Annotated in this window: 11 protein-coding genes; 4 read left to right on the plus strand and 7 right to left on the minus strand. The window is 65.3% G+C overall.

The genetic code is table 11. The features are described from left to right. Positions 1–41 precede the first annotated feature (41 nt). On the plus strand, positions 42–665 hold the full coding sequence (locus FK268_RS08715; protein ID WP_146433118.1) for a TetR/AcrR family transcriptional regulator: 624 nt from the start codon (positions 42–44) through the stop codon (positions 663–665). A 59-nt stretch (positions 666–724) separates the two neighbouring features. Here FK268_RS08715 and gnd read toward each other — a convergent pair whose 3' ends face one another. After that, a complete protein-coding gene (gene gnd / locus FK268_RS08720; protein ID WP_146433120.1) occupies positions 725–2167 on the minus strand; it encodes an NADP-dependent phosphogluconate dehydrogenase in 1443 nt (480 codons plus the stop codon). A gap of 174 nt (positions 2168–2341) precedes the next feature. On the opposite strand from gnd, the gene FK268_RS08725 reads away from it, so the two are divergent. Beyond that, the gene (locus FK268_RS08725) at positions 2342–3577 is read left to right on the plus strand and encodes a DUF262 domain-containing protein (protein WP_146433123.1); all 1236 of its coding nucleotides are present in this window, start codon (positions 2342–2344) and stop codon (positions 3575–3577) included. A gap of 2 nt (positions 3578–3579) precedes the next feature. Then, a complete protein-coding gene (locus FK268_RS08730; RefSeq protein ID WP_146433125.1) occupies positions 3580–4233 on the plus strand; it encodes a hypothetical protein in 654 nt (217 codons plus the stop codon). Between the two features lie 49 nt (positions 4234–4282). Here the strand turns inward: FK268_RS08730 and FK268_RS08735 are convergent, their stop codons facing one another. Further along, positions 4283–5443, minus strand: coding sequence for a DNA cytosine methyltransferase (locus FK268_RS08735; RefSeq protein ID WP_146433127.1), 1161 nt, complete (start codon positions 5441–5443; stop codon positions 4283–4285). A gap of 131 nt (positions 5444–5574) precedes the next feature. Between FK268_RS08735 and FK268_RS08740 the strand changes: the two genes are divergently transcribed. Next, positions 5575–6747: a hypothetical protein gene (locus tag FK268_RS08740; protein ID WP_231706988.1), complete on the plus strand. Its 1173-nt coding sequence runs from the start codon at positions 5575–5577 to the stop codon at positions 6745–6747. A gap of 8 nt (positions 6748–6755) precedes the next feature. Here FK268_RS08740 and smc read toward each other — a convergent pair whose 3' ends face one another. From smc to FK268_RS08765, 5 genes are read right to left on the minus strand one after another with little or no spacing between them, the layout of a single operon-like run. Next, positions 6756–10340 carry a chromosome segregation protein SMC gene (smc, locus tag FK268_RS08745; protein WP_146433128.1) on the minus strand — a complete coding sequence of 1195 codons (3585 nt, stop codon included), beginning with the start codon at positions 10338–10340 and terminating at the stop codon, positions 6756–6758. Between the two features lie 25 nt (positions 10341–10365). Further along, on the minus strand, positions 10366–10824 hold the full coding sequence (locus FK268_RS08750) for a DUF350 domain-containing protein (RefSeq protein ID WP_146433130.1): 459 nt from the start codon (positions 10822–10824) through the stop codon (positions 10366–10368). Next, complete coding sequence (locus FK268_RS08755) at positions 10821–12026, minus strand: glutathionylspermidine synthase family protein (protein ID WP_146433132.1); 1206 nt, start codon at positions 12024–12026, stop codon at positions 10821–10823. The genes FK268_RS08750 and FK268_RS08755 overlap by 4 nt, the downstream gene beginning before the upstream one ends. After that, entirely contained in the window at positions 12026–12886 is an 861-nt protein-coding gene (locus FK268_RS24735) for a hypothetical protein (RefSeq protein ID WP_193560256.1), read from the minus strand. Before FK268_RS24735 ends, FK268_RS08755 begins: the two co-directional genes overlap by 1 nt. Positions 12887–12889: 3 nt before the next feature. Beyond that, positions 12890–13171 carry an acylphosphatase gene (locus tag FK268_RS08765; protein WP_269434215.1) on the minus strand — a complete coding sequence of 94 codons (282 nt, stop codon included), beginning with the start codon at positions 13169–13171 and terminating at the stop codon, positions 12890–12892. Positions 13172–13173 lie beyond the last annotated feature (2 nt).

The following is a 13173-nucleotide window of genomic DNA, read 5'->3' on the forward strand; positions in this document are numbered from 1 at the left end:
CGGCGCTACGAACATGTTTCGCGGCGGGTAGCCTGTGTGCCGTGACGGAGGCGAACGGTGGGGCGGAAACCGCAGGTAGACGGGGTCGGCCGCGGGCGAACGATCCGCGCCGCCCCGGGGCCACGGCGGTGGACGAGATCCTCGACGCCGCGGCGGAGCTGTTCACCCAGCGCGGATACGCCGCCACCTCGACGCGGCAGATCGCCGAGGCGGTAGGAATCCGCCAGGCCTCGCTGTACCACTACTTCCCCACCAAGGGCGAGATCCTGACCGCGCTGTTGGAGGCAACGGTGCAGGCGCCGCTCGCGCTCGCGCGCTCCGTGGTGTCGGCCGATGGTGGGCCCTTGGACCGGCTGTTGACGTTGGCCCGTTCCGACGCCGGCCAGTTGCTGGCGGCCCGCTACAACCTGGGCGCGCTCTACCACCTGCCCGAGCTGGCGGCCGACGAGTTCGCCGGGTTCCGATCGGACCGGGCGGAGCTGGCCTCGCACTACCGTTCGCTGGCCTCAGCCGTTCTCGGCGACGACACCGACCCGCGCGCTCTCCTGCCGTTCCGGCTCGTGGAGTCCGTGATCGGCCTGCGGTCCGACGGTGCCCTCGGCCCCGAGTCGGGCGACGCCCTGGTGGATTCGATCTGCGACGCGATCCGGCGCGTGCTGGCGTAGTTCGAGACCCACGACGAAGGGGCGCGGCCAGTGGCCACGCCCCTTCAGTCATATGGTGATTAGTCCGTCTGAACCTCGCTGCGGTCACCCGACCACAGGGTGTGGAAGGTGCCCGGCTTGTCGACGCGCTTGTAGGTGTGCGCGCCGAAGAAGTCGCGCTGCCCCTGGACGAGCGCGGCGGGCAGGCGATCGACATTAAGCGAGTCGAAGTAGCTCAAGGCGGTCGCGAAGCCCGGGACCGGGACGGCCGCCTGGGTGGCGGTGATGACGACGCGGCGCCAGGCGTCTTCGCCGTCGCGGATGGCCTGAGCGAAGTACGGGGCCTCGAGCAGGGTCGCGAGATTGGGGTTCGTCTCGAAGGCGTCAGCGAGGACGTTGAGGAACTGCGCGCGGATGATGCAGCCGCCGCGCCAGATCTTGGCGACGGCGCCCTTGTCGATGTTCCAGCCGTACTTCTCCGCGCCTGCGATGATCGCGTCGAAGCCCTGGGCGTAGGCGACGATCTTGGAGGCGTAGAGGGCCTTGGCGACGTCGTCGACGAAGGAATCGTCGACACGCGGTGCGGTGGGGCGCTCGATGCCAAGGGCCTGCACCGCGTCGCGCTGGCTGCGCTTCGACGAGACTGCGCGGCCGAAGACCGCCTCAGCGACGCCGCCGACGGGCACACCCAGGTCGAGCGCGGTCTGCACGGTCCAAACGCCGGTGCCTTTGCTGCCCGCCTGGTCGGTGACGATGTCGACGAAGGGCTTGCCCGTCTCCGCGTCAACGTGCTTGAGGATGTCGATGGTGATCTCGATGAGGTAGCTGTTGAGCGGCCCCTCGTTCCAGGTGGCGAAGAGGTCCGAGATCTGGGCGGGCGTGTAGCCGGCGACGTTGCGCAGCAGGTCATAGGCCTCGCCGATGAGCTCCATATCGGCGTACTCGATGCCGTTGTGGATCATCTTGACGAAGTGGCCGGCGCCGTCGGTGCCAACGTGGGTCACGCACGGCTCCCCCTCGGCGACCGCGGCGATCGACGCGAGGATCGGGCCGAGGGTCTCGTAGGACTCCACGGTGCCGCCGGGCATGATCGACGGGCCCTTGAGCGCGCCCTCCTCGCCGCCGGAGATGCCGGCGCCGACGAAGTGGATGCCGGTCGAGGCGATCTTCGCTTCGCGGGCGATGGTGTCATGGAAGTTGGCGTTGCCGCCGTCGACGATGATGTCGCCCGGCTCGAACCGCTTCTTGAGCTGCTCGATCACCGCATCAGTGCCCGCGCCGGCCTGCACCATGATGATCGCGGTGCGCGGCTTGGCGAGGCTGGCGACGAACTCGTCGATGGTGTCGCTCGCAATGAAGTTCGCCTCGGGGTGGTTCTTGACCACCTCGTGCGTCTTCTCCGGCGAGCGGTTGTAGATCGCGACGGTGTTGCCCTCACGGGACGCCAGGTTGCGGGCCAGGTTGGAGCCCATCACCGCCATCCCCACCACTCCGATGTTCGCCTTGGCGTCGTTGCTGCTCATCGCTTGTTCGTCCCTCTTCCTCGTGGTGGTTCTCACTCGGCCCCTACGTTACGTCCCCACGCCCGACGGTGCCCCCACCTCACCACACAGCACAAGCGCGCGTATGGGAACCTCTAAGGTAAGAACCTCTTATACTGCAGGGCATAGCGACCACATGACTGAAGGCAGGCGCGGGTGCCAGAACCAAAAGACTCAAACGCTGAGATCGAAGACTACGAGAGTGTTCAGCTGGTTCCAGATCAGGGCGAGGATGAGGGAGACCTAGCCGATCAGCCATCAAAGTTCAGAGCCTCCGTTAGCGGAAAGGATTGGACCGTCGAAACCCTCGTGTCGCAGATGCGAAAGGGACGAATAGACCTTTCGCCCTCATTTCAACGAAGGAATGCTTGGCTCTCCAACCGCAAGAGTAAACTACTCGAATCGATCATGCTCCAGTTTCCGATTCCCCAGATTGTGCTCGCGGAGAAGCAAGAACGCCCTGGCCACTATCTTGTTCTAGACGGAAAGCAGCGACTTCTCGCATTACGACAATTCTTCGTCGACGACAGCATGCCTCAGGACACTGAGTTCGACCGACTGACCCTGTCAGGCCTAGAGGTTCTAACAGATCTAAACGGTCTCTCGCTCGAAGATCTCGAGCGCAGACACCCCAATCACTCGGCCTCAATTGAGAATCACAGCATCCGGACGGTAGTTCTTTCCGGATGGAATTCGGAACGGTTGCTACTTTCGTTGTTCCTTCGTCTCAACACAGGTAGCGTTGCACTCTCGCCACAAGAGCTCCGCCAAGCACTCATACACGGAGAATTTACGAAGTGGCTCGACGTAACATCAGGCGATTCACCCGCCCTTCAGTCCCTACTAAACAATAACCATCCAGACCGCAGAATGGTCGACGCGGAACTTCTTCTGCGACACCTTGCCTTCTCCCACTCTCCGTTCTCATACTCTGGCAATTTGAAAAAGTTCCTCGACGAAACCTCGGAGCACTTCAACAAGAACTGGACATCCCTGTCCACTCCACTAAATCAATCGTCCGATGAATACTTCCGTGCGATAATGTTCGGCCTCGAGGAGGTGAACCAGGATTTCGCGTTCGCTCGCAAATGGTCCAAAAAGCCTCGGAACCAGCCCGACGGTTTCGAACGCGCGCTCAATCGCGCGGTGCTAGACTTCCAAGCCTACTCTTTTACATTCAAAGAAGTCAGATCGGCTTCCGCTGGCACTATGGACGCCATCATGGAACGATTCCAATCAGAGTGCATAAACAACGAAACCTTCTCACGTTCGATATCCACTACCACAAAGACCACTGATGCGTTCAAGACTCGGCACGAGACATGGAGAAACATCATTCTCGATGCTACAGGAGTCGACTATCCGCTTCCAGGACCTCTGCAAGGCCCGTAACAATGAACATTGACGAACAGCTAGAACATCTGGACGAGATGTTTCTTCGATCGATAACAACAGATTTTCCGGGAATACTCACCGAGCGAGAACGCGCGCAAGTGAATGCCTACTTGGTGCTATCTCATGCTGTGCTCGAAGAATATCTTGAAATCGTGTTCGAGGCGTACTTTCAGAGAATTTCCGGATGGCTCCGATCAGGGTTCAAGCAACTACCCGCCGCTTGTGTTGATCTCGCGTTCGCCGCGGGCGCGGCCAGCAAACCTCCAGGCTACACAGGCTGGGACATCCGCAAGCTCGTTACCGAAGAAGGCCTAGCGGCATTGCGCAAGAAGATAAGTTCCAATCACGGTCTCAAGGAACGGAATCTACAAGGGCTGGCACAACTCACCGGGATATCTTGGAACGAGTTCGATAATTTCCTGTCAACCGAACTCGCAGACCTAAACACACTGGGATCCAAACGCGGTGCGGCTGGCCATCTTTCACCATTCACCGAAAAGGTAACCGAGATCTCGGCGTCCGACGGGCCTGACGACGTTCGAGGATGGGTCACAGCGGCGAAAAACGCGGCATCGAAAATCGAATGCTACCTGACCTCAATAATTCGAGGCCAGGAGCCCACAACCCTCATCGGAGATTGGGACGGAAATTGAGTGCCTTGATATCGAGATGTTGGATGCCTGCAAACCCGAGGCAGCCCGCTCATGCAATGACGGTATTTCTGTCGGTTGAATCAATAGAAACATATCCTAGCTGCTCCATGAGAGACCTCATGACAGCTTTCCCAAGCTCAAGGGGTACTGCATTACCGAGTTGACGTTGAGCGTCAGATCTTGCGCCAACAATCTTGAATTCGTCAGGGAATGACATCAGCCTCAGCATCTCGTTGACGCGAAGGCGACGCGCTCTTTCGTTCCCCGCGGCGGTGCGGACATTCTCCCAATGGAATGGCCCTACCCAAGGTCCTGGCTGTGCTTGGAGAGTCGTCGATGGCCGCTCAGGGGAAAGGCGAAGGAGAAATGTCCAATAACGACTACGCCACTCAAAGTAATCTCGACCGGCGTAACGTTCCGTATGCCATAGATAGTTCTGACCAGGAGGCACTTCAGAAGCCAGTTCGCCATATTTTCCGTCGACGATCTCATCCTCAGATGCGACCGCAACACGCGGCAAATCAGCGAATGCTTGCGCGGCCGTTATGTGTGGAATCTTCGTTGTATCGATCCTGCGATCTCGTTCGCTCCAACCGGAATGGGTGGGTTCGGGAAACTCGAACCTCGCCCCGTCCCGCCTGCCGACAACGAACACGCGGCGGCGTAGTTGCGGCACTCCATAGTCTGCTGCGAGAAGCACCTTCCACTGGGGATTGTAGCCCAACGCGCCAAGGCCCTTGAGCAAGCGCTCGAATTGAGCCTTGTGGGTCTTGTAGGTCAAGCCCTGCACGTTTTCCAACACGAATGCTTCGGGACGGGATTCCCGGACCACCCGGACGTACTCGTCAAGCAGCGAGGCGTTCGGGTCACGGCTCTCTCGCTTCTGCTCCAGCCAGAACCCAGACTTCGAGAACGGGGTACACGGAGGCCCTCCGACCACGAGAACGGGCTCCTCGGGCCGTAGACCGGCGGAGGCGAGGATCTGCCCAGTGGGAGTGGTTCGGATGTCGCCGGTCAGCGTGGCGGTGGAGGTGAAGTTGGCTTTGAGAGTCGCCAGCGCAGGTTCATTGTAGTCCGTGGCGACCGACACCTGCAGCAGGCCGCTGCCGGGGTCGCCGCTAACCAGCGGCTCAGCGTCCGCGCGTTCGACGGCAAGGTCAAGCCCCCCCGCACCCGAGAACAGGCTGATCACCGGGAGTTGCTCGCGCATATGCCACCTCGTTCGTATCCGCACAGGCCGCCCCTAGGTCCAGGGCCCTACACGTATGACCATTATCCTTGACAGCAGTCTTCCAGATGGCACCGACATGCCCAGCGCACATCGATCTCAGAGGAGCACCCGTGACACACGACTCGCTGGCCAACCGCTCGTTCGGCGAGGTCTATCGAGTCCGAGGGCGTGACCTACATGCCTTCCTTATCGAAGCCGTCCAAGCCGCCGGTGGCCGAGTCCTATACGCGAGCGACGTCCACCGAGCTCCGATGTACCTCGGTGTGCAACTCGACTCTGATGAGCGGATAGGAATGCTCATCTACCCTTTCCGAATTACACGGAAGCTTACCAAGAACCGCCCCAAAGATGAGGTGCGCGGACAGCTTCGATACGGCTCCGAGCCCTCGTGGACGCGGGATCATCCGCTGGCACGCGACGTCGCCGGCGTCGACGTGACGATGGTTCTGGGAATCGATTTGGAGGATGGGGTAGTCGTCGGCCTTGACGCAAACCTGTGGGACCCCCTGCCGATGGGTATCTCGTTCTATGCCAAAGACGCTGCAATTGCGCGCGCCAAGGAATCAGGATGGTATGTCTGGGAGAAGGCTAGCCGCGCGGGTACCAAGCGTTACGAGGCCCGCTCCACGACCAACCTTGAGGCCGTCGTTGCCTTTACACCGGATCACTTGATCGACTACGCCAGGCTGGAGCGACGCGCCACTTCACTGCGACTAGACACGCCCCTCCGGCACTCCACTGCGATCGCGATTGCGAAGAGCGGCACCCTCGAATTCCAGCGCCGACACGTGTTGGAGAAGCAATTCGCTCTGACCAGCGAGCAGATCCTCGATATCATCGGCGGTCGCAATCGCCTCTCCGTCGCAGTGAAAGGCGGTGTCGCAGAGTACCACCTGGAGCAATTACTGGGACAGGCTCCCGGTGTCGCAGAGGTGGAAAGGCTTGACGTCGACGCAAAGCACGACTTCGATGTCACCATGACCGACGGCCGAAGGCTACGAGTCGAGTGTAAGAACGCGAGCCCAAACACTTTCGCTAACGGCGACTTCAAGGTGGAAGTTCAGAAAACCCGGGCTTCAAAAGGCGACCCCGCATCACGGTTCTACCGAACCGATGGGTTCGACGTGGTAGCAGCATGCCTCTTCTCGCCCACTGGGCGTTGGGAGTTCCGCTATGGACTGACCGATGAGATGAAGAAGCACAAGGACTTCCCTGATCGTCTGGCACCAATTCAGCCGATCACCACCGACTGGGTAGAGAGTCTCGTAGATCTCAAGACGTGAGAATTCGTCTAGACCGGAAGCGCACCGAGCTCCTGGCCACGGATCCGCTGGGAGATGACTTGGGTGATGCCGTCACCCCGCATCGACACGCCGTAGAGCGCGTCGGCGACCTCCATCGTCGGCTTCTGGTGCGTGATGACGATCAGCTGGGACTTGTCACGCAGCTGTTCGAACAGGGAGATCAGGCGACGCAGATTGGTGTCGTCCAGCGCGGCTTCGACCTCGTCCATCACGTAGAACGGTGAGGGGCGGGCACGGAAGATCGCGACCAGCATGGCGACGGCGGTGAGTGACTTCTCACCACCTGAGAGCAGGGAGAGCCGCTTGACCTTCTTACCCGGCGGCCGGGCCTCCACATCGATGCCGGTGGTCAGCATGTCCGAAGGCTCCGTCAGGATCAGGCGCCCCTCGCCACCGGGGAACAACGTCTTGAACACCTCGACGAACTCGCGCTCGACGTCCACCCAGGCCTCGGTGAACACCTGCAGGATCTTGGCGTCCACCTCCTCGACCACGCTGAGCAGGTCCTCGCGGGCCGATTTCACATCCTCGAGCTGCGTGGAGAGGAAGTTGTAGCGCTCCTCCAGCGCCGCGAACTCCTCCAGCGCCAGCGGGTTCACCCGCCCCAGCGTCGCCAGATCCTTCTCCGCGAGCTTCAAACGCCGTTCCTGCACCGCCCGGTCGAACGGCAGCCCCTGCGGCTTCACCACGGTTTCGCCGCGCTCGCGCGCCGCCTCGTACTCCTCCAGCTCCAGCGCAGAAGGGGGCAACGAAACATCGGGCCCGTACTCGGCGACCAGATCATCCGGCGACATCGCGAACGACGCCACCACCTGCTCCTCGAGCTGCTCGATCCGCAGCGCCGCCTGCGCGCGCGCCACCTCGTCGCGGTGCACCGCATCCGTCAACTGGGCCAACCGCGCGGTCAGCGACGTCGCCTCCTGTCGCGCGACGTCGAGCGCACCGGCGCGCTGCGCGCGTGATGCCTCCAGCGCATCACGGTGCGCAGCGGCACGCGTCACCGCGCGCCCCAGCCGCGAGGTCACCAGCGCAGCGCCCTCCGCCACGGACGCGGCCACGGCGGCCGCTGACAACCGCGCGGCAGCCGCAGCCTCAGCCCGCTCCCGCGCGGCGCGCTCGGCGGCGGCGGCCCGTCGAAGCCCCTCGGCCTTGCCCCGCACGCCGGCCGCACGCTCCTCCGCGGTGCGCCGAGCGAGCCGGGCCTCCATCTCGACCGAACGCGCCGCGGCCAACGCCGCAGCAGCCGCATCCCGCTCATCGGTGCCGACGGACACCGAATCGTCCGGCAACGCCTCCGCGAGACGCAGGCGCTCCTCGTGCTCCACCAGCGCCGCCCGCGTCTCATCCCGCGACGACTCGATCCGGGTTCGCTGCGCCACCAGGCGCTCCGCCTCGTCGCGCGCGCTCCGCGCCGCCTGCCCCAACCGGGCCAACTGCTCGTAGATCGCGCCCAGCTGCGCATCCGACTCGTGCAGCGCCGCCAGCGCCGACTCCGTCACCTCGCGCCGCGACTCCGCCTCCGCAACAGCTCCGGCCAGCGCCGCCGACAACGACTCCACCGACCGCCGGGTCTCCCCCAGCGTCGCCTCGGCGGCATCGATCGACTTCTGCACCTCCAGGGTGGACTGCCGCGCCGCGGAGCCGCCGGTCAGCACGCCGTGGGAGATCACGTCACCGTCGGACGTGACGGCCCGCAGCTCGGGCCGCGCGGCGACCACGGCCACCGCGTCCGCCACAGACGCGACCAGTACGTACCCCGCCAGCCCCGCCGTGACGGCCCCCTCCAACGAGGACGGCGCGTCCACGCACGACACGGCCCAGACGGCACCGTCGGGCAGGGGGCCGGTCGGCACGGTCCCTGTCGCGACGCCCTCGATGACGACGGCCGCCCGGCCCCCGTCGGCCTCGCGCAACCGCGCAACAGCCGTCACGGCCGCATCGACGGAGCCCGCCGCGACGGCCTCCGCCACCGGTCCCAGTGCGACGGCCACGGCCTTCTCGTAGCCCGCGCGAATGGACAGCCGGGACGCGACTGCGGCCGTCACACCGTCGACGTGCTCGACGACCCAGGCGGCACCGTCGCCCCGGTCCAGGTTCATCGACAGCGCTTCGATGCGCGCGACCAGCGACGCGACCTTCTGCTCGGCCTCGCGCTCCGCGGCGCGCAGCTCCTCCACCCGGGCGCTGGCGGCGTTGAAAGCGGCGACGCTGCGCTCGTGGTGCTCATCGAGCGAGGCCTCGGAGGCATCGAGCTCGGCGATCTGTCCCTGGACCTGCTCGAATTCGGCCTCGGCGGCCTCGGCCCGCTCGACGGCCTCGGCGATGGCGGCGGTCAGGCGCCCGGACTCGGACTCCACGGACTCGGCGCGGGTGCGCAGGGTCTCCACCTGGCCGGCCAGGCGGGCCAGGCCTTCCCGACGGTCCGCGATGGCCGCGACCGCGGCCATGTGCGCCTTCTCGGCGTCCCGCGCCGCCTCCTCGCGCGCCGCGAGCTCCTCCGTCGCCTCCTCGAGGATCATGGCGGCCTCCTCGAGGGCCTCCATGAGCTCGGCCTCTTCCTCGGCGACGCGCTCGGCCTCGGCCTCGAGCTCATCGGGGTCCCGGCCGGGGGCGTGCTGCACGGGCTCCGACAGCAGGCGGGCGCGCTCCGAGGCGATGCGTTCCGTCGAGGAGACGCGCTCGGCGAGCGCGGACAGCGAGAACCAGCCCTCGCCTGCGGCCTTCACCGCCGGGTCCAGAGCCGCGACGGCCTCGGAGTGCTCCGCGACCAGCGCGTTCGCCTCGTCCAGCTGTTCAGCGACGAGATTCTGCTCCTCACGCACCGCCGCCTCGTTGCCACTCTGATCGGCCAACTCGGCACGTCGCCGCACCAGGTCATCGGCGGCGAGGCGGAGCCGGGCGTCGCGGAGGTCGGCCTGGATGGTCTGCGCCCGACGGGCGACCTCGGCCTGCCGCCCCAGCGGCTTGAGTTGGCGGCGCAGCTCCGTCGTCAGGTCGGTGAGGCGCGCCAGGTTCGCCTGCATCGAGTCGAGCTTGCGGACCGCCTTCTCCTTACGGCGGCGGTGCTTGAGCACGCCGGCCGCCTCCTCGATGAAGGCGCGGCGCTCCTCGGGCTTGGACTCGAGGATCGCGGCGAGCTGCCCCTGCCCGACGATGACGTGCATCTCGCGGCCGATGCCGGAGTCCGAGAGCAACTCCTGCACGTCCATCAGGCGGCACTTGGTGCCGTTGATCTCGTACTCACCGGCACCGTCGCGGAACATGCGCCGCGTGATGGAGACCTCGGAGTAGTCGATGGGCAGCGCACCGTCGGAGTTGTCGATGGTGAGTGTGACCTCGGCGCGGCCCAAGGGCGCGCGGCCGGAGGTGCCGGCGAAGATGACGTCCTCCATCTTGCCGCCGCGCAGGCCCTTGGCCCCTTGCTCGCCCATCACCCAGCGCAGGGCGTCGAGGATGTTCGACTTGCCCGAACCGTTGGGCCCGACGACGCAGGTGATGCCCGGTTCGAGGCGCAGAGTCGTCGCCGAAGCGAAGGACTTGAAGCCCTTCAGTGTCAGCGACTTGAGATACACGAAACGCCAGTTTAGGCGGTGCCCGCTACAGGACCGCCATCGCCACGATCAGACCGAGCGCGACGTGCGATGCGGCGATCACCCGGGCCTGCGGCAGGAACAGGTCGGAGTACATGAGCTCGTCCATGTCGACGCCCGTCACCAGATCGAGGACGCGCACGCACACGACCTGCGCGACGATCCCGATGAAGCCGTAGACCAGCGAGTACACGACGCCCGCCCACAGATCGCCGCCGCCGGCGTAGTTCGCGTAGATGGCCACGACGATGATGAAGGCCATCGAGAGCATGCCCGCGCCGGTGATGTAGGTGGCGTTCGGCTTGCCGGCCTTCACCAGGTCGCGGAGCTTGCCGGGCGTCGAGAGGTCCACGGCGTAGAAGCCGGCGATCATCAGCACCAGGCCGACGAGGGCGTACAGGCAGATCGCGCCGATGCCCTTGCCCAGGGTGGCCAGCTGGGCGCCGGCGAGAAGCGTCGTGTTCATGATGCGGTCGTGCCTTTCGGGGTGATGCGGTGCGGGATGAAGGCGGCACCGTCGTCGGTGATGAGGCCGGAGGTCTCACGGATGCCGATACCGGCGGACTCGTCGCCGACGACCCAGGCGCCGATGACAGGACGGTAGCCGTCGAACTCGGGAAGCGGGTCGAACATCTGGTACACGTAACCCTCGGCGCCGTAGACGCCGCCGGTGGCGGTCTCCCGGCCCCCGTCCACGATCGTGAGGTTCGCGCCCTCGCGCCCGAGCTTGGGCTTCTTCACGTACTCAGTGAGGAAGCCGGGGCTGTCGATGAAGGCGGGCAACAGGTTCGGGTGGTCGGGGTACATCTCCCAGAGCACCGCGAGGATCGCCTTGTTGGAGAGGATCGTCTTCCACAGCGGCTCGACCCACGTGGTGGCGGGAATCGATTCCACGACCCGCTTGCCGAAATCGTCCTCGAGGATCCACTCCCACGGGTAGAGCTTGAACACCGAGTGGATCGGGGCGTCCTCGAGGTCGACGAAGGTCTTCAGGTCGTGGTCCCAGCCGATGTCCTCGATGGGCAGGCCGACGGTGTCGAAGCCGGCCTCGGCGGCCGTCTCCTGCAGGTAGCCGGTGGTCACGTGGTCCTCGCCCGTCGCGTCGGCGCCCGACCAGGTGAAGTGCAGCTCGGACGGCGGGATGAGGTTGCGGATCTCGCCCCAGCGCGCCACGAGCGACTCGTGCAGCGAGTTCCACTGGTCGTAGCCGCCCTCGTCCCAGGAGCGCTTGTCCGGCGCGGTGTCCTGGAACCAGTACCACTGCACCACAGCGGCTTCCAGCAGCGAGGTGGGCGTATCGGCGTTGTACTCGAGCAGCTTCGCGGGCCGCCGGCCGTCGTAGCGCAGGTCGAAGCGGCCGTAGACGTGCGGGTCCTGCCGCTTCCACGACTCCTCGATCGCGCCCCACGCCCACTCGGGGATGCCGAAATCGGCGTAGCGCTCGGTCAGGATGACGTTCTCCACGGCCTTGAGGCACATGGAGTGCAGCACCTCGACCTGGGCCTCGAGCGAGAGCACCTCGTCCATGTCGAACTCGTAGAACACGGACTCGTCCCAGTAGTTCCGGCTGTCGCCGGCACCGTCGCGCGCGGGCGTGCCGAACACCAGGCCCTGCGATTCGACGGTCCGCTGCCAGCCCTCGCGGGGCGTTCCCCGCATGCGCCGCATCAGGAGCCGCTCGATCCGGAGCCGCCCTTGGAGCCGCCGCCCTTGCTGCCGGTGCCGAGGCCGCCACGGTCGATGTTCTTGCCGCTCGATCCGCTGTTGCTGCCCGCGTTCGTATTCCCCGAGTTGCCGCTGCCGGAGCCGCTGCCCGAGCCCGTACCGCTCGAGCCCTTGCTCCCCGAGCCGGCGGCGGGCGGCGCGGGCTTGCCCGCCGCGTTCGTCTGTCCGTTGGACCCGAAGGACGTGGTCTTGGCCGGATCCACCGCGGCACCCGACGAGGTGCGGAACGCGGTGTTGACGGGACGGTCGTAGCTGCCGCCGGTGATGTGGCCGTTGTTGTAGGAACCGCCGTAGTTGTACCGGTAACTCATGCCGTTGAGGAAGATGAACCCGGTCACGGGGTTGTACGTGCCGCGCGAGCAGTAGTCGTCGGAGACCACCTGACCGCCGTCCACGGTGCAGTACGCGGTCTGCGTGTTCACATTCTGCGTACCGTTGTTGTCGGGGATCGCCGCGTACAACAGGGCGATCGTGCCCACGACGCCCACGCCCACGCCGGCACCGATCATCTGCTTGCGCCGCCGGCTCTTCTTCGCGGCCGCTGCGGCGGCCTCCGCCGCCTCGCGCTCCTCGTCCTCCGCGCGCTGCCGCTGCGCCCGCTGACGGGCACGGGCCTCCGCCACCGTCTCGGGGCGGGCAGTGGTGTTCTCGTCCTGCTCCCGGATCCGGCCGGGTCGCCGCGGCGGTTCGACGGTGTCGGGCAGATTCACCTGGGGCGGGAACCCGGGGACGGGCGGCAGATGGTTCGACTCCGGCCCGGGGATGTCGCCCGCGGGGCGGTTCTCAGGAACGGGTGGCTGCATGCCTCACCTCTCCTCGAACGACGGGAGCCCGCCTCGTGCGGGCCCGAACAGTTCCACGACCAGATCGACCCTGCCCGGAGTGTCCCCCGACCACAGACGCTGCAGCAGAGTTTCGCATGCGGACCGGACACCCTCGACCACGACGCGCACGCGACCGTCGGGCTGGTTGGCAGCGTAACCGAGCAGGCCCAGCTCCAGGGCCTGCGTCTTCGTCCAATAGCGGAACCCGACTCCCTGCACCTGGCCGTGCACCCACGCCGTCATCCGGGCCTCGTCATCGACCACCG

This window comes from Tsukamurella sputi, from assembly GCF_007858445.1.
GTDB classification, from domain to species: Bacteria; Actinomycetota; Actinomycetes; order Mycobacteriales; family Mycobacteriaceae; genus Tsukamurella; species Tsukamurella sputi.